We start from the raw sequence: 16,891 nt of genomic DNA, 5'->3' as shown, positions 1-16,891 counted from the left end.
GAGGCACGGTGGGCAGGTCTGACAAGCGAGCATTATCCGTCAAATGGCGTGCTTGCGCCCGGCGCGAAGTTACACCAGATGAAGAAATAACAGGTGCCGCCCGGGAGCGGCGCCGTTAGACTAGCGCCGTGAGGAGAATTGTATGAGTCGAAGCAGTCCGCAGCAACGCAGCCCGTGGGCCTGGGTGCCCAGCGTGTCATTCAGCCAGGCCGTGCCGTACGTGGCGGTGATGTTGTTGTCCACCGTGATGTACAAGAATTTGGGCGTCTCCAACGACGACCTGGCGTTTTACACGTCGTGGTTGTACCTGCCGTGGGTGCTCAAGCCGCTGTGGTCGCCCGTGGTGGACCTGTTCGGCACCAAGCGCCACTGGACCGTGCTGATGCAGCTGGTGTCGAGCGCGGCGCTGGCGGCGGTTGCCTTTACCTTGCATTTACCGCAATTTTTTGCCCTGAGCCTGGCGGTGCTGTGGCTGATGGCATTCGCTTCCGCCACCCACGACATCGCCTCCGATGGCTATTACATGCTGGGTTTGCCCTCGCAGCACCAGCAGGCAGCGTTTGTCGGCGTGCGCAGCGCCTTTTATAAACTGGCGATGATTGCCGGGCAGGGCGGGCTGGTGTACCTGGCCGGCGAATTGATCAAGTCGAGCAACGATCCGGCGACTGCCTGGTCGGTGGTGTTCGGCATTACCGCAGCGATTTTCCTGGCGCTGTGCGCGTATCACCAGCTGGTGCTGCCGCGCCCGCAGGGCGACCACAGCACGGCCAAGACCGGCGCCCTGTGGGCCGATTTTATCGAGACCTTCCGCAGCTTCTTCCGCAAGCAGGGCATCGGCTCCATCATCGGCTTCCTGCTGCTGTACCGGCTGGGCGAGGCGCAGCTGCTCAAGATGGCGGCGCCGTTCTTGCTCGACCCGCGCGCGCAGGGCGGGCTGGGCTTGACCACGTCCGAGTTCGGCCTGGTGTATGGCACCATCGGCGTGGTGGCGCTGGTACTGGGCGGCATTGCCGGCGGCATCGTGATCTCCCGCTTCGGGCTGAAACAGGCGATCTGGCCGATGTTGTTCATCATGCACGTGCCGGACCTGGTGTTCGTGTACCTGGCCACCGCCATGCCCACCAGCATCGAGGTAATTGCCGGCTGCCTGGCCGTCGAGCAATTCGGCTACGGCTTCGGCTTCGCCGCCTTCATGCTGTACATGATCATGGTGGCCGATGGCGAGCACAAGACCGCCCATTACGCCATCTGCACCGGCTTCATGGCGCTGGGCATGATGCTGCCAGGAATGATCAGCGGCAAGCTGCAACACCTGCTCGGCTACCAGAACTTTTTCATCTGGGCATGTATTTCGACGCTGCCCGCGTTTTTCATGACCGCGCTGGTGGACATCAAGCCCGGATTCGGTAAGAAGCAGGGCTAGCAATCGGTGATCGTCGCATTACAATACGACGCTCAAGGAAACCCCTAAAAGCCGTAGCGAGCGGTTCGTTATCGTCGTGAGTAGCGCAAGCGTACGCAGGTACGCTGAGCAACGCAGCGGCGATAGCGGGCCGCGCAGTAGGTTTTTAGCGGTTTCCTCAACTGTATCGGGGAATGTTTTGGTATTCAATGCGAAGAAACGGCTGACCTTGAGCGCTGGCGTGGCCGGCGCCGTGGCTGCCATCATGCAGGGCTGCTCGAGCACGCCGACTGCGGTCGTGCCCGAAGGACCGGCCGCGCCGGCTGCACCCGGGGCCTTGCCGCCGCCGGTCACACCGACGCCGCCCAGCCTGGTCAACCCGCCGCCGGCGCCGCGCGAGTTCCGCGCCGCCTGGATTTCGACGGTGGCCAATATCGACTGGCCCAGCCGCAGCAATTTGTCTGCCGAAAAGCAGCAGGCCGAAGCCATCGCCATCCTCGAGCGTTGCAAGCTGCTCAACCTGAACGCCATCGTGCTGCAGGTGCGCCCCAGCGCCGATACCATTTACCCGTCCGCGCTCGAGCCGTGGTCGGAGTTTCTCACCGGCCAGCAGGGCCGCGCGCCCACCTACGATCCGCTGCAATTCTGGGTGGAGCAGGCCCATGCGCGCGGGCTGGAACTGCACGCGTGGTTCAACCCGTACCGCGCGCGCCATGCCACGGCCAAGTCGCCGCTGGCGCGCAACCACATGTCGTACACCCATCCCGAAGCGGTCAAGACGTACGGGCGCTACCTGTGGATGGACCCGGGCGAGCCGGCTGCCGCCCAGCGCACGCTGGACGTGATCCTCGACGTGGTGCGCCGCTATGACATCGACGGCGTCCACATCGACGACTATTTCTATCCTTACCCGATCGACAATACCAATGCCGCCGGCGCCGAGGGCGTGGCCCTCGATGGCGGCAGCGCCGCACGGCGCGAACTCGATTTCCCGGACGAGCCGTCGTGGCAGCGCTACCTGCTCGGCGGCGGCGCGCTCGACCGTCCGCACTGGCGGCGCCAGAACGTCAATACCCTGATCGAGGCGCTGTACAAGGGCATCCACCGTGAGAAAAGCTGGGTGCGCTTTGGCATCAGCCCGTTCGGCATCGGCCGCCCGGACCGCCGCCCCACCGGCATCGTGGGCTTCAGCCAGTACGACAAGCTCTATGCCGATGCCGAACTGTGGCTCAACAACGGCTGGCTCGACTACCTGGCGCCGCAGCTGTACTGGCCGGTGGCGCAGGCGCCGCAGGCGTTCGGCGTGCTGCTCGACTACTGGCTGGCGCAAAATACGTACGCGCGTCACGTCTGGCCCGGCTTGTACACGAGCCGTATCGACAACAGCGCCAAGTCGTTTGCGCCCGACGAGATCGTCAAACAGATCGGCGTGACGCGCACCCGCGCCGGCGCCCGTGGCCACGTGCATTTCAGCATTGCGCCGCTGATGGAAAACCGCAAGGGCATCACCGACCAGCTGCGCGCCCGCGCCTACCAGAGCGCTGCGCTGGCGCCGGCCACGCCGTGGCTCGGCTCCGATCTGCCCACGGCGCCAACAGCGACCGCGCGCCGTGAAACCAACGGCACCGGCTTGCGCCTGTCTGCTGGCGCCGGCAAGCCGGTGAGCCATTACGCGATCTGGACACGCTACGGCGCCCAGTGGCGCTTCGCGGTGGCGCCCTCGTCGCGCCCGGTAATGTTGCTGCCTGATGATGCGGTGGCCGGCGCGGCCCAGGCCGTGGTGGTGAGTGCCGTTGACCGGCTCGGCAATGAAAGCACGCGCGTGACGGTCGCCTTGCAGGCGTGAGCTTGGTGATGAGCGTGAACTCGATGGCGCTCGGCCTCGACGCCGGCGGCACCCAAACCCGCTGGGCGCTGGCCGATGCTGCCGGCACCATCGTGGCGGAAGGTTTTGTAGCCGGCATCTCGGCCAACCAGCTGGGCTCTGCCGCTGGTGTTGCGGCGGTGCGCGCAGTGCTGGCCGACCTGGCCGGGCAGGTGCTGGCGGTCGCCACTCCTGCCTTCGTCTGCGCCGGACTGACCGGCTTTGACGGCGCTGCCACCACGCCGGCCGCGCAGCTGGCCGCAGTGCTGGACATCGCGCCCGCAACGCTGGCCGGGTTCGACAGCCTCTCCAGCGCACCGGCCATGCTGCTGGCCGCAGCACTGGAACTGAGTCCCGCAGCGGTCACGGTGCGCAGCGACATCGACATCGCCTATCTGGCCAGCTTTGCGCCGGGCGAGGGCTACCTGGTGGTCGCTGGCACCGGCTCGATCGCAGCGTGGATCGATGTGGACGGCAGCTTGCACCGCGCCGGCGGCCGCGGCGTGACGCTCGACGATGGCGGCGGCGGCTTCTGGATCGCGCGCGAGGCGATGCGCCATATCTGGCGCCGCGAGGATGAACAGCCGGGCGCATGGGAACAGTCGGCGCTGGCGCGCGCCGTGTTCGACCACGTGGGCGGCAGCGACTGGGCGGTCTCGCGCCAGTTCATCTATGGCCAGGATCGGGGTGCGATCGGCCGGCTGGCGCTGGCGGTCGCGCAGGCAGCGGACGCCGATCCGGTGGCGCGCGCCATCCTCGAGCAGGCTGGGCGCGAGCTGGCGCGCATCGCGCTGGCGCTGGTGGGCCGCTACGGCGCGCGGCCGATCGCAGTGAGCGGACGCGCCGCCACCCTGCATCCGGCCATCCTGAAGGCGATGCGTTCAGCGCTGCCGGCAGAACTTTCGCTCACGCAAATAAGTGTTCCGGCGCACCACGCGGCCGCGCGGATTGCACTACACTCCCACGCATGAGCATGTTGCTGCAACTGTTGCCCGAGATTACCTGAGACCGCCCATGAAGATCGTAACGCTGACTGTTTTGTCCACCCTGCTGGCGCTTGCCGGCTGCGCCACCGTGCCGCCCCCGCCGCCCGCCGGGCTGGCCATCGACCGCACCCTGAGCGCGCGCGGCCAGAGCGACCGCGTCAAGTACATCATCATCCACTACACGGTGTCGGACACGCCGCGTTCGGTCAAGATCCTGACCACGCAGGACGTCAGCGCCCATTATCTTGTGACCGACGCCGACCAGCCCACCGTGTACAGCCTGGTGGACGAATCGCGCCAGTCGAACCACGCCGGCTACAGCAACTGGAAGATCTACAACCAGCTCAACGCCGCCTCGATCGGCATCGAGATCGTCAACCCCGGCTACAAGGACACGCCGGAGGGCCGCGCCTGGTATCCGTTCAAGCCGGCGCAGATCGACCAGTTGGTGCTGCTGCTCAAGGACATCGTCAAGCGTCACAACATCCGCCCGGAAAACATCCTCGGCCACAACGAGATCGCACCGCAGCGCAAGCTCGATCCCGGCCCGCTGTTTCCCTGGAAACGCCTGGCCGACGAAGGCCTGATCACCTGGCCCGAACCGAGCCGCGTGGCCGCGCGCCTGCCCGGCTACCAGCAGCAACTGCCCGACATCTTCTGGTTCCAGCGCACGCTGGCGCAGGTAGGCTACGCCGTACCGCAGACCGGCGTGTTCGACACGGCCACCCGCAACGTGGTGGCCGTATTCCAGACCAAGTACCGCCCGGCGCTGTTCGACGGCACGCCGGACGCGGAAACCGCCGCCTTGCTGGACGTGCTGACCAGCCCGCTGCCGGTGTTGCCGGCCGCGCCAGTGGCGGTGCCGGCGGGTGTGGAGACTGCGCCGGTGGAGTGAAGTACTTGTCAAGTGAGGTTCCGCTCGGTGACGATTGACATTTCATCTATCTGGCTCATACTGTGGCTGATCATTTTGTCCATTTCGCCGTGTCATGGAAAACTCGCAATCCCTCGACTTCAGTATTGATGTATTCAGCCCGGAGACTATTCCCATGTCCCGACTTGCTGAATACTTGCACGAACTGGCAGCCCTCTATGGCAGCCAGGCTTGCGTACATTTCAAGGAAGTGAGAAAAGGCAGCGCGGTGTTACATGCCCATGTCGAATGCGATGCAATTGCCTCTGTGGAGTCGCGCCTGCGCCTGGCCAATACTATCGCTGCACCGGATGACGTTCGACGGGCCTACCACAATATCAACGGCATGCTGAAATCCGACCATGCAGTTGGCCAAATCAACTTACCGACCAGCGCGCTGATTTTGGTCTTTCCTGGCAGGGATACAGCAGTTCAAAAAACCTATCGCGTCAAAGAGGCAGGTGTCCTGGACGGGGTCGTCATTCGCATCGGTGGCAAGGACCAGACCATTCCGGTGTGGCTCAAGGACGCAGATGGCACCGTCCATAAATGCGAAGCAAATAGCGAGATGGCGCGCGAGCTGGTTCAGCACTGCCTCTCCCTCCCGGTTCGGGTCACAGGCAACGGTGATTGGCTGCGCGGCGAAAATGGCCTCTGGACGCTGGAGAAGTTCAAGATCACCGGCTGGGAATTACTCGACGAAACGCCGATCTCGGATATCCTCAACGCCGCAAGGCTCACCAAGGGAAACAGCTGGAACGATCTCGATGATCCTGTCCACGTCCATCTCGACATGCGGGGTGTGGAGTGAAGGTACTTTTCGATGCAGGCACACTCATCAGGTTGCTTGATCCGCGTACCTCGGATCGCCTTCGTTTCGGAAGATGCTGGCTTGCGCAAATTCGCTGACTCATTGGGAATACCTGCGTTCGGTACCGACGATTTGCCGGAAAGTCCCGAATCCAAACAGCGAGTATTGGACTTACCTTCAGTGGATGATACGAACATCTAGGCCGAGAGCGTTCTGCTGTCGCTATTGCCGTGCCACCCAGTCAATCAGCGCATCGAGCACCGCCCGCCCGACACCACCGGCCACGCGCGGATCGTTCAGCATGGCCACCACCACCACAGGCTGGTTGTTGGCGTCCTGCACATAGCCGGCGATCGCAATCACGCCGTTCAGGCTGCCCGTCTTGATGCGGGCGCGGGTGGCGGCCGGGCTGTCTTTCAGGCGGCGCCGCATGGTGCCGTCGGTGGCTGCGATCGGCAGACTCGACAGAAACTCCGGCATCCAGTTGCTTTTTAATCCCGCCTGCAGCACGCCGGCCAGCTGGGTAGCCGTAGCGCGCTCAGTGCGCGACAGGCCGGAGCCGTTGTCGAGCACCAGGCCGGTGCTGTCGATGTTGTGCTGTTGCAGCCAGGCCCGGATCGTCGCATCGGCGCGGGCGCTGGTGGTGGTGTTGAGGCCGTCCGGTGGCAGCGGGCGGCTGCCCAGCGCCGGGTCGGCTTCCAGGCTGCCCAGGCTGAGGAAAATGGTGCGTGCCAGCGTGTTGTCGGAGTTCTTGTTGACGTCGCGCAGCACTTCCGGCAGCGCGCGCGAAACGTGTTCGGCCAGCAGGCGCGTGGTGACCGGTGCGACCGGCGTGGTCGCTGGCGGCGCGGCCGGCACGCCTTCGTCTGCGTCGGCATTGGCCGGCGCGGCGTTCGGGGCGGCAGACTGCTGTGCAGCTAGGGACAGTGTCGTTACCGCAGGTTGTTGCGCAGCCGGGGCGCTTGCCAATCCAGCGGACTGCGGGACCGGCGCATTGGCCTCGCGCACGGTGCCGGCAATCGTGCCGCCGAGCTTTCGCCAGGTCGCCCGCACCAGCCCTGCCAGGTAATCGTGTGGATCGAGCACGTTGACGTTGACGGTTTTCACGCAATCGCGCGGGAAGCTGCCGTGCAGCACCACGTTGATGCGGTCGCCGTTGCGCACGAAATCGGGTGTGCGCCAGCCTTGCTCCCACTGCGCGCACGTCGCATCGGTCATGCGCAGGTCGGAACGCACGGTGACGTTGTCCATCTCGGGCATGGTCACGATCGCGAGCTGGCCGCCGACTGCGCGCAGTTCGAGTTTCAAGAGGTTGGTGTTGATCAGCAGCGCGTCGGGAATCACGTTGTAGTAGGCCCACGGATACTCGTCGAACGGCGGCTGGCCGAGGTCGAGGCGCGCCGGCTGGAACAGCGTGCGGTCCAGTACCACGTCGCCGTTGATGGCGGTGATGCCTTGGTTGCGCAGCGCCTGCAGCATGTGCAGAAGCACATCTTCGTTGAAGTCGGCATCGGCGCCGCCACGCACGATCAGGTCGCCTTGCAGCACACCTTGCACGACGTCGGCGCTGCTGCGCAGCTCGGTGCGGCCCCGGAATACCGGTCCCAGTTTTTCCAGCGCGGTCATGGCCGTGAACAGCTTCATGGTCGAGGCCGGCTGCATCACCTGCTGCGCATTGTGCGCCAGCAGCACGGTGTCGCCGCGCAGCACGACGATGCCGGCCGCCGACTCTGGAATCTTGGCTGATTTCATCAGTCGCGCGACCGGCTCCGGCAACGGCGCGGCATGAACGGAGCCAACGAACAGCAGGGCGGCAAGCAAGGTACGACGCAACATGGACAGCCCGATCAATGGAAGAAGAGGTAAGCGACCGCGATGGCGGTGATCACGCCGGCAAAATCGGCGATCAGGCCGCACGAGATCGCGTAGCGCGTCTTGCGGATGCCAACCGAGCCGAAGTACAGCGCGACGATGTAGAAGGTGGTATCGGCCGAGCCGTTGAACACGCACGCCAGGCGGCCCACGAAGGAATCGGGACCGTAGGTTTGCATGGTATCGATCATCATGGCCTTGGCGCCGCTGCCGCTGAGCGGCTTCATCAGCGCGGTGGGCAGCGCCGGCACGAAATCGGTATTGATGCCCATGTGGGTAAACACCCAGGTAAAGCCCTGCACCACGAAGTTGAACACGCCGGCGTTACGGATCACGCTGATCGCCACCAGCATGCCCACCAGGTACGGAATGACCTTGATCGAGGTTTCGATGCCGCCCTTGGCGCCCTCGATGAAGGCATCGTAGACATTGACCTTCTTGCGCAAGGCGCCGAGGATGAAGCCGACAATGACGACCAGCAGCAGCAGGTTGCTGAACACGGTGGAAAACTTCTGGATCTCGGCCTTGGTCAGGTATTCGGTGAAATACCAGATCATGCCCAAGATGGCGGCAGTCATGCCGCCCAGCCAGCCCAGCACCACGCGGTTGATCAGGTTGATGCGCTGGCGGATCGACACCACGATGATGCCGGTCACGGTGGCCACGTAGGTGGCAATCAGGCACGGAATGAAGATGTCGGCCGGGTCGGCCGCGCCCATGATCGAGCGCTGCGCCATGATCGCCACCGGGATCAGGGTCAGGCCCGAGGTGTGCAGCACCAGGAACATGATCTGGGCGTCGGTCGGTTCGTCGGCCTTGGGGTTGAGGGTTTGCAGGCTTTCCATCGCCTTTAAACCGAACGGCGTGGCGGCGTTATCGAGGCCCAGCAGGTTGGCCGAGAAATTCATCACCATGTGGCCGTTGGCCGGGTGGTTCGATGGCACGCCGGGGAAGATGCGCGAGAAGAATGGCGCGATAATCTTCGCCAGCAGGTTGACCGCGCCGGCCTTTTCACCGATGTTCATGATGCCGAGCCACAAGGTCATCACGCCGGCCAGCGGCAGCGCGATGTCCATCACGCTGGACTTGGCCGAGACGAAAGTGCCATCGACAATGCGCTTGAAAATCTCGGTGTCGCCCATGAAGAAAAACTGCACCAGTGCGGCCAGCAAGCCGACCACGAAAAATCCAGACCAGATATAGGTGAGCGACATAGAGGCGTATTTTCTTCAAATCAGTGGGCAATAGTCGCAGTATAGCGGGGGATCGCTGCCGCGCGCCATCGGTGGGGCCGGAGCTGGACCGGCGCGCCGGCGCTGGAGTCTGGGCGACGCCGCACATACTTGTCCCCGGCTTGTGCGTAAAATAAGGCAATGAAATTTCTTAATCGCAGGGGCCTGGTCTACGTGATCACCCATCCCATGGCTTTCCTGGTGCAATGCCTGAAAGGCTTTCGCGCCAACCAGGGCTTGTTGCTCGCGGGCGCGGTCGCCTATTACTCGTTGCTGTCCATCGTGCCGCTCTTGATGCTGGTGGTGGTGGCGCTGTCCCACGTCATCGACGAGGCCGTACTGCTCGAGACCGTCGGGCGCTACCTGGGCTGGCTGGTGCCGGGCCACTCCGGCCCCATCGTCGAGGAGGTCTCGCACTTTCTCGATCATCGCGACGTGGTGGGCGGGGTGCTGCTGATCAGCATGATCTTCTTCAGCTCGCTGGCGTTCACGGTGCTGGAAAACGCCATGTCGGTGATCTTCAAGCACCGGGTGGAGGTCAAGCGGCGGCGTTTCCTGATCTCGGCCATCATGCCGTATTGCTACATCCTGTCGCTGGGGGCGGGCATGTTGCTGGTCACGCTAGTGGCCGGCAGTTTGCAGGTGATGGGCGAAGAAAGCGTGTCGCTGTTCGGCTACGAATGGTCGTTGCAGGGCATTTCGGGCGTGCTGCTCTACATGGTGGGCTTTGGCGGCGAGGTGCTGGTACTCACGTCGATCTACCTGGTAATGCCGGTGGGCAGGTTGTCGCTGTCGCACGCGTTGATCGGCGGCGTGACGGCAGCGCTGCTGTGGGAGTGCGCGCGCCACATCCTGGTGTGGTACTTCACCACGCTGTCGCAGGTGAACGTGGTGTATGGCTCGATGACGACCGCCATCATCGTCATGTTCAGCCTGGAAATCGGCGCCACCCTGCTGCTGTTCGGGGCCCAGGTGATCTCGGAGTTCGAACGCGCCTGCCGCCACAAGCCGCGCCGGACCGTGCGCCCGTTGACCACCGAAGCAACACCAATGAAATAATTTGTGCGGCGCACAAATATCTGTGTTACACTACGTTCGTGGTTGAGGTCTGCACGTTGTGCGTGCCGACAGTCCCACCTCTGGCAAATGCGCCGCGCGAGAACTGTGTAAGTTCGTAGCGCTGGTGACGCAGATGCTGCAGCTGTCTTTCGAATACGTTGGTCGACTTACACGTCAGGGGCACTATGCAGATAGCATGGGCGCCTGAGATTACCGCCTCACTTGGCAGATAGCCCTGGAGAACGGTACGATTAAAGCATTGGTAATACATTGGAACGAAGCCCGCTAGCTGATGCTAAGCGGGCTTTTTTTTCGCCTATTTTTCCGGCGTGACCGTCAGTGCCTCGCCAATCGCATAAAAGTGTCCGCCGGCCACGTGGTGCAGGCTGCGCCAGGCCGGATCGGCATGTTCGAACTGCCAGTGGCCGTCCTTGAACGCGCGCGTATCGGACCAGGCGCCCACCACTTCGCCGATGAACAAGTCATAAGTCTGCTGGTTGTGCGGTTCCGGCACCAGCCGGCACGCCAGCCAGGCCGAGCAGCCGGCCACGAACGGCAGGTCATGGCCGTCGATATGGAACAGTTCGGCCTGGGCGCGTTGCAGCTTGTGTGGTTCGGTCGCCAGGCTGGTCGTGCCCAGTTGCTCGGTCAGTTGCAACTGCGCGACGGTCGGCACTTGCAGCACGAACATGCCGCTGCCTTCGACCAGCGCCCGGGTGGCGGTGATCTTGTCGATCACCACTGTCACCTTGGGCGGGGCGAAGTCGAGCGCGCACGACCAGGCGGCGGCCATCACGTTATCCACACCGTTGTGGCGGCTCGAAACCAGCACGGTCGGACCGTGGGTGAGCAGGCGGTAAGCTTTTTCCAGTGGGACAGAATCGATGTAATCAGTCATGGTTTTTAAGTGGTTTTTCGCAGTAAGATTGCTGATTAATATACACGTTGACGGGGTAGTCGTGCTTTACAAACCAAAAAGGTGGTTGGCCACCGTGCTCGGGTTCTTCATGCCGTTGCTGGGCTTTTTGTACCTGGGACGGCCGGGTTTGGCGGTGGTGATGCTCGCTCTGCAGTTGGTGCTCGCGGGGATAGGTTTTACGTTGCCGGACTCGCCAATGATGGCCTTGGCAACCCTGGCGTTTGCTGTGGCTTGCGCCGTGTTGGCCTACCGCCTGGCGAGCCGGGCCGCCACAGCCAGCGAAGGCGTGCCGCAGCCGTGGTATGCCCGCCGGTACGGTTTGATCGGCGCAGTTGTTGCCATGGCGGTCGTGATCGTGCCGGTACGCTTGTTTGTCGTGGAGCCGTTCAACGCGCCGTCCACCTCGATGACGCCCACCATCCCGGTGCGCTCCAACCTGCTCGTGCAAAAGTGGGGTTACGGCCATTATTCCACGTATGGCGCGAAATTGATCACGCGTCCGCTCTCGGTTACCGTGGAGCGCGGTGACGTGATTGCGTTCGATTATCCGCGCGACCTCGCGACCGTCTTCGTCAAGCGCGTGATTGGTGTGCCGGGCGACCTGGTCGAGTACCGCGACAAGCACGTTTTCATCAATGGCAGTGATACCCGTGGAAAACGGCTCGATGACCATCTGCTGACCGACCCTGCGCCAAAATATCTCCAGCGCTACCGTGAACGCTCGGTCAAGTCGGAGTTCGATATCGTGATCGATCCCGACGTGCCGGCAATCGCCCATGATCAGCAATCGTTGCCAGCCGACTGCGTGAGCGCCAACGATACCCTGCGCTGCAAGGTGCCGGCCGGCGCCTACTTCGTGATGGGCGACAACCGCGACAACAGCCAGGACAGCCGCTACTGGGGCTTCGTACCGTCCGGCGCCATCGTCGGCAAGGTCGTGGCCATCTTCCCGCCTGCACAGTAACTGCTACAAGGCGCGCGCGATCAGCAGTTTCTGGATATCGCTGGTGCCCTCGTAAATCTGGCACACGCGCACGTCGCGGTAGATGCGTTCGACCGGGAAGTCGCTGACGTAGCCGTAGCCGCCGTGGACCTGGATCGCGTCCGAACAGACGCGCTCGGCCATCTCGGAGGCGAACAGTTTCGCCATTGCCGCCTCCTTCAGGCACGGCAAGCCCGCGTCCTTCATCGACGCCGCATGGCGTATCAATTGCCGCGCCGCTTCGATCTGGGTGGCCATGTCGGCCAGGCGGAATTGCACGGCCTGGTGCTCGAAGATCGGCTTGCCGAAACTTTCGCGGTCGCGCGCGTAGCTCAGTGCTGCCTCGTACGCCGCGCGCGCCATGCCCACGGCCTGGGCTGCGATGCCGATGCGTCCGCCTTCCAGGCCCGACAGCGCGATCTTGTAGCCTTGCCCCTCTTCGCCGATCAGGTTTTCTGCCGGAATGCGGCAATTCTCGAACAGGATTTGCGCCGTGTCCGACGAGTGCTGGCCCATCTTCTGTTCCAGCCCTGCGACGACGTAGCCGGGCGTGCTGGTCGGTACCCAGAATGCGCTGATGCCCTTTTTGCCGGCGGCCTTGTCGGTCACCGCCAGCACGATCGCCACGTCCGCATATTTGCCGCTGGTGATGAACTGCTTGACGCCGTTGAGTACGTACTCGTCGCCATCGCGCGTGGCCGTGGTGCGCAGGGCGGCAGCGTCGCTGCCCGTGTGCGGCTCGGTCAGGCAGAACGCGCCCAGCATCGCGCCTTGCGCCAGCGGACGCAGCCATTGTTCCTTCTGGCGGTCGTTGGCGTACATCATGGCGATGCTGCACACCGGGCAATTGTTGACCGAGATGATGGTGGACGTGCCGCCGTCGCCGGCGGCGATTTCCTCGAGCACCAGCGCCAGCGACACGTAATCCATGCCGGCGCCGCCCAAGGCTTCGGGCACCGCTACCCCGAAGGCGCCGAGGGCGGCAAGCTCCTGCAATTCCTCCTTCGGAAAATGGTGTTCCTTGTCCCAGCGGGCGGCGTTGGGGGCGAGACGCTCCTGCGCAAAAGCGCGCAGGGCGTCGCGGATCATGTCGTGTTCCTGGCTCAGTATCATGGTGTCTCGTGTTTTTTATCGTTCAAGGGCGGAGGATGGGCTACCAGCCGATCGGCTTGCCGTCGTAATTGCGGTACACAGCTTTATCCGATGCCGGCAAGGTGGCCAGCGTATGGCGCATGCCCGCTGCACTTTCCTCGGGCGAAATGTCGGCGCCGGCGCCGCCCATCTCGGTGCGTACCCAGCCCGGGTGGAACGCCACGCAGGTGGCGCCTTGCGGACCATGCACCAGCGCGGTATCGATCAGCACCGAGTTCAGCGCCGCCTTGCTGGCGCGGTACAGCGAACCGCTGGGGTTGCTACGTTCGCTGAGCGAGCCCATGTGCGACGACAGTACCGCCAGCTTGCCGCGCTTGCTGGCCACCATCGGCGCGATGATCGGCAACAGGCGCATCGCAGCCAGCACATTGGTATGCATCACGGTGTCGAAATCCGATTGCTGCGGAAAACCGTCGTGGCGCGGACCATACACGCCGGCGTTGAGGAACGCTACGTCCAGTTCCTCGTCGTCGAGCTTCCAGCCCAGGCCGGCGCAGGCTTCGACGTCGGTCACGTCGAGCTTGTGCGCTTCCGCGCCCAGCGCTGTCAAGGCGGTGCAGTCCTCGGCCTTGCGCGCGGTGGCGATCACGCGCCAGCCGTCGGCGCGATATTGTTTGACCAGTTCCAGGCCGATGCCGCGCGAGGCGCCAATGATCAGTGCGGTTGGCATGATGCCTCCACCAGTTCGATAGCCATGGCGGTCGCCTCGCCGCCGCCGATGCACAATGCCGCCACGCCTTTCTTGCCGCCGGTGCGCTTGAGCGCACCGAGCAGGGTGACGATGATGCGCGCGCCCGAGGCACCGATCGGGTGACCGAGCGCGCAGGCGCCGCCGTGCACGTTGATCTTGCTGTGCGGGATGTCGAGGTCGCGCATGGCGGCCATCGGCACGGCCGCGAACGCTTCGTTGATCTCGAACAGATCGACGTCGCGGCTGGCCCAGCCGGTTTTCTTGTACAGCTTTTCGATGGCGCCAATCGGCGCGGTGGTAAACAGGTCCGGCGCCTGGGCGTGGGTGGCGTGGCCGTGGATGCGGGCGATGACCTTGGCGCCCAGTTTGACGGCGGTCGATTCGCGCATCATGACCAGGGCGGCGGCGCCGTCGTTGATCGACGACGACGAGGCGGCGGTGATGGTGCCGTCCTTTTTGAACGCGGCGCGCAGGGTTGGGATCTTGTCGAGCTTGGCTTTCAACGGACCTTCGTCGCGGTCGATCACGGTGTCGCCGGCGCGGCTGCTGACCGTGACAGGCGCGATTTCCCATTTGAACCAGCCTTCGCTGGTCGCCGCTTGCGCGCGCTTGACCGACTCGATGGCGAAATTGTCCTGCGCTTCGCGCGTAAATTGATACTTGGCTACGCACTCTTCGGCAAAGGTGCCCATCGAGCGGCCTTCGCCGGTTTTCTCGTTGCGCGAGTAGGCGTCTTCGAGGCCGTCGTACATCATGTGGTCGAGCAGCATGCCGTGGCCGATGCGGTAGCCGCCGCGCGCCTTGGGCACCAGGTACGGCGCATTGGTCATCGATTCCATGCCGCCGGCCACCACCACGTCGGCGCTGCCGGCGATCAGCTGGTCATGCGCAAAAATCGCCGCCTGCATCGCCGAGCCGCACATCTTGGACAGGGTGACGGCGCCGGTGGAGGTGGGCAAGCCCGCTTTCAATAACGCCTGGCGTGCCGGCGCCTGGCCCTGGCCCGCCATCAGGCAGTTGCCGAAATAGACGTGCTCGACCAGTTGGCCATCGATACCGGCACGCTCGACGGCGGCGGCAATGGCCACTGCGCCCAGGTCGTGCGCGGCCTGGCCGGAAAAGTCGCCCTGGAAGGCGCCCATGGGGGTGCGGGCTGCGCCCACGATCACAATTGGATCATTCATTTTCAAGTATCTCCATAAACGGTGGCGGCGGAACCGCCGGGGTGTTGACATGATGGAAAAAGCGGATGTGCTGCGGGTACGGATAGACGTCTTCCACCACGCCATCAAGAATGCGCTGCTTGCGCGCCTGCCAGTAGTCGCGCGTGAGCAGGTCGGCGTGGTGCTGCAGGAAAAAGCGGCGGATCTTGGGGTTGCCGAGTAAAAACTGGCCGAACTGCTCGGGAAAAACGTCGTGCTTGCCGACCGGGTACCACGGCTCGGACGCCATCTCGTCTTCTTCCGTGCGGGCTGGCGGGATGTCGCGGAAGTTGCAGTCGGTGACGTATTCGATTTCGTCGTAATCGTAGAACACCACGCGCTGGTGGCGGGTGACGCCGAAATTCTTGTACAGCATATCGCCGGGGAAAATGTTGGCGGCAACCAGTTCCTTGATGGCGTTGCCGTACTCGACGATGCCGTGTTCGAGCTGGACATCGTCGCCGTCCTGGTCGGCATGGGCCAGCCACATATTGAGCGGCACCATGCGCCGTTCGATGTACAGGTGGCGAATGATCAGCTGGTCGCCATCGACCTCCACCATTGACGGCGCAAATTGCTCGAGTTCGGCGACCAGGCGCTCCGAGAAGCGGTGGCGCGGGAACGCCACGTTGGAGTATTCGAGCGTGTCCGCCATGCGGCCCACGCGGTCGTGGTGCTTGACCAGCAAGTACTTCTGCTTGATCAGCGCGCGCGTGGTGTCCTTCGGTGGCGGATAAAAATCCTTGATCACCTTGAACACGTACGGAAACGACGGCAGCGCAAACACCAGCATCACCAGGCCGCGAATGCCGGGTGCAATATCGAAGCGGTCCGACGAGTGTTTCAGATGTTGCAGGTAGTCGCGGTAGAACAGCGTCTTGCCCTGTTTTTGCAGGCCGAGGATCGTATAAATCTCGCTGCGCGGCTTGCGCGGCAACAGCGTGCGCAGGAATTGCACATAGGACGACGGCACTTCCATGTCCACCAAAAAATAAGCGCGCGTAAACGAGAACAGCACCGTGATCTGCTCGGGGTCGAGCAGCACGGTGTCGAGCACGAGATGGCCTTCGCGGTCGTGCAGGATCGGCACGACGAACGGGTACTCGCGGTTGCCATTGATGATCCTGCCCACGATGTACGCTCCCTTGTTACGGAAGAACAGGTTTGAGAGCACATGAATCTGGTGGTTGGCCTCGATGCGGGTGGCGCCGAACAGCTGCTGCAGGCGCGACTCGACTTGCTCGACGTCGCGCGTGAGGTTGGCGAACGGCGCGTTCAGTTGAAAATTGGTGATGATGCGCTTGAGCGCGAAATGCACACCATCGGCATCCGGGTAATAGACCTTGTAGGTGGGCGCAAGTTCCCGGGTGTCGATGTATTCGGTGGAGATCACCGGCCGCACGAAAATGTAGGCGTTATGGAAGTAGCTGCGGTGCAGCAGCTTGCAGCACACGGAATTGAAAAACGTCTCGGCCAGCTCCGGCTGGGCATGGTCGGACAGCAGGCCGATGTAGTGCAGCTTGAGTTCCTGCCACACGTCGTCGGACAGGTCGGCCTGGCTGTATTCGTCTTCAAGCAGTTGCACGCACTCCTGCACGCGGCGGTCGTAAAAGTCGATCCGTTCGCGCGCCGCTTGCTGCGCTTCGGCCCAGGCGCCGCGCTCGAAATAGCGCTTGGCCTGCCGGCTGGTTGCGCGGAACAGCCGGTAGTGCTTGTCGAAGCCGTCGAGAATGGCGCGGGCGATGTCGAACGCGATTTGCGAGCGCAGCAGCTTGGGGAAGGCGGCCCGGGTCATGGTCGATGTCA

Annotated in this window: 14 protein-coding genes; 7 read left to right on the top strand and 7 right to left on the bottom strand. The window is 63.5% G+C overall.

What is annotated here, in order from left to right:
• Window positions 1-142: 142 nt before the first annotated feature.
• The 5 genes from J2X54_RS00825 (at window position 143) to J2X54_RS00805 (ending at window position 5,976) form a co-directional block, all read left to right on the top strand.
• Window positions 143-1,423 carry an MFS transporter gene (locus J2X54_RS00825; protein WP_310176694.1) on the top strand — a complete coding sequence of 427 codons (1,281 nt, stop codon included), beginning with the start codon at window positions 143-145 and terminating at the stop codon, window positions 1,421-1,423.
• A gap of 244 nt (window positions 1,424-1,667) precedes the next feature.
• Window positions 1,668-3,248 (top strand): family 10 glycosylhydrolase, encoded by a 1,581-nt coding sequence (locus tag J2X54_RS00820; protein ID WP_310178372.1) that lies wholly within the window; start codon window positions 1,668-1,670, stop codon window positions 3,246-3,248.
• 8 nt (window positions 3,249-3,256) lie between these two features.
• Complete coding sequence (locus tag J2X54_RS00815; protein WP_310176692.1) at window positions 3,257-4,237, top strand: BadF/BadG/BcrA/BcrD ATPase family protein; 981 nt, start codon at window positions 3,257-3,259, stop codon at window positions 4,235-4,237.
• A 43-nt stretch (window positions 4,238-4,280) separates the two neighbouring features.
• Window positions 4,281-5,147, top strand: a complete 867-nt coding sequence (locus tag J2X54_RS00810; protein WP_310176691.1) for an N-acetylmuramoyl-L-alanine amidase — start codon at window positions 4,281-4,283, stop codon at window positions 5,145-5,147.
• A 94-nt stretch (window positions 5,148-5,241) separates the two neighbouring features.
• Complete coding sequence (locus tag J2X54_RS00805; protein WP_310176689.1) at window positions 5,242-5,976, top strand: MFS transporter; 735 nt, start codon at window positions 5,242-5,244, stop codon at window positions 5,974-5,976.
• 222 nt (window positions 5,977-6,198) lie between these two features.
• Here the strand turns inward: J2X54_RS00805 and dacB are convergent, their stop codons facing one another.
• Both dacB and J2X54_RS00795 read right to left on the bottom strand, forming a co-directional pair.
• Window positions 6,199-7,812: a D-alanyl-D-alanine carboxypeptidase/D-alanyl-D-alanine-endopeptidase gene (dacB, locus tag J2X54_RS00800; protein ID WP_310176687.1), complete on the bottom strand. Its 1,614-nt coding sequence runs from the start codon at window positions 7,810-7,812 to the stop codon at window positions 6,199-6,201.
• 11 nt (window positions 7,813-7,823) lie between these two features.
• Window positions 7,824-9,062, bottom strand: coding sequence for a nucleoside recognition domain-containing protein (locus J2X54_RS00795; protein ID WP_070249925.1), 1,239 nt, complete (start codon window positions 9,060-9,062; stop codon window positions 7,824-7,826).
• A gap of 159 nt (window positions 9,063-9,221) precedes the next feature.
• Between J2X54_RS00795 and J2X54_RS00790 the strand changes: the two genes are divergently transcribed.
• The gene (locus tag J2X54_RS00790) at window positions 9,222-10,139 is read left to right on the top strand and encodes a YihY/virulence factor BrkB family protein (protein WP_070249923.1); all 918 of its coding nucleotides are present in this window, start codon (window positions 9,222-9,224) and stop codon (window positions 10,137-10,139) included.
• Window positions 10,140-10,455: 316 nt separating this feature from the next.
• On the opposite strand, the gene J2X54_RS00785 is transcribed toward J2X54_RS00790, so the two are convergent.
• Window positions 10,456-11,037: a flavin reductase family protein gene (locus J2X54_RS00785; protein ID WP_310176682.1), complete on the bottom strand. Its 582-nt coding sequence runs from the start codon at window positions 11,035-11,037 to the stop codon at window positions 10,456-10,458.
• Between the two features lie 217 nt (window positions 11,038-11,254).
• Here J2X54_RS00785 and lepB point away from each other — a divergent pair, with 217 nt between their 5' ends.
• Window positions 11,255-12,022, top strand: a complete 768-nt coding sequence (gene lepB, locus J2X54_RS00780) for a signal peptidase I (protein ID WP_310176680.1) — start codon at window positions 11,255-11,257, stop codon at window positions 12,020-12,022.
• A gap of 3 nt (window positions 12,023-12,025) precedes the next feature.
• On the opposite strand, the gene J2X54_RS00775 is transcribed toward lepB, so the two are convergent.
• Genes J2X54_RS00775 through aceK form a run of 4 tightly spaced genes read right to left on the bottom strand, consistent with a single transcriptional unit; the run spans window position 12,026 to window position 16,880 of the window.
• Window positions 12,026-13,153, bottom strand: coding sequence for an acyl-CoA dehydrogenase family protein (locus J2X54_RS00775; protein ID WP_310176677.1), 1,128 nt, complete (start codon window positions 13,151-13,153; stop codon window positions 12,026-12,028).
• 40 nt (window positions 13,154-13,193) lie between these two features.
• Window positions 13,194-13,862 carry an SDR family oxidoreductase gene (locus tag J2X54_RS00770; protein ID WP_310176675.1) on the bottom strand — a complete coding sequence of 223 codons (669 nt, stop codon included), beginning with the start codon at window positions 13,860-13,862 and terminating at the stop codon, window positions 13,194-13,196.
• Window positions 13,847-15,067 (bottom strand): acetyl-CoA C-acyltransferase, encoded by a 1,221-nt coding sequence (locus J2X54_RS00765; protein WP_310176673.1) that lies wholly within the window; start codon window positions 15,065-15,067, stop codon window positions 13,847-13,849. Before J2X54_RS00765 ends, J2X54_RS00770 begins: the two co-directional genes overlap by 16 nt.
• A complete protein-coding gene (gene aceK, locus J2X54_RS00760; protein ID WP_310176671.1) occupies window positions 15,060-16,880 on the bottom strand; it encodes a bifunctional isocitrate dehydrogenase kinase/phosphatase in 1,821 nt (606 codons plus the stop codon). The genes J2X54_RS00765 and aceK overlap by 8 nt, the downstream gene beginning before the upstream one ends.
• Between the last annotated feature and the right edge of the window lie 11 nt (window positions 16,881-16,891).

The sequence above is a fragment of the Duganella sp. 3397 genome, assembly GCF_031456625.1.
GTDB classification, from domain to species: Bacteria; Pseudomonadota; Gammaproteobacteria; order Burkholderiales; family Burkholderiaceae_D; genus Rugamonas; species Rugamonas phyllosphaerae.
The sequence above is the reverse complement of the archived record's forward strand: the minus strand, read 5'-3'. Positions and strand labels throughout refer to the sequence as shown.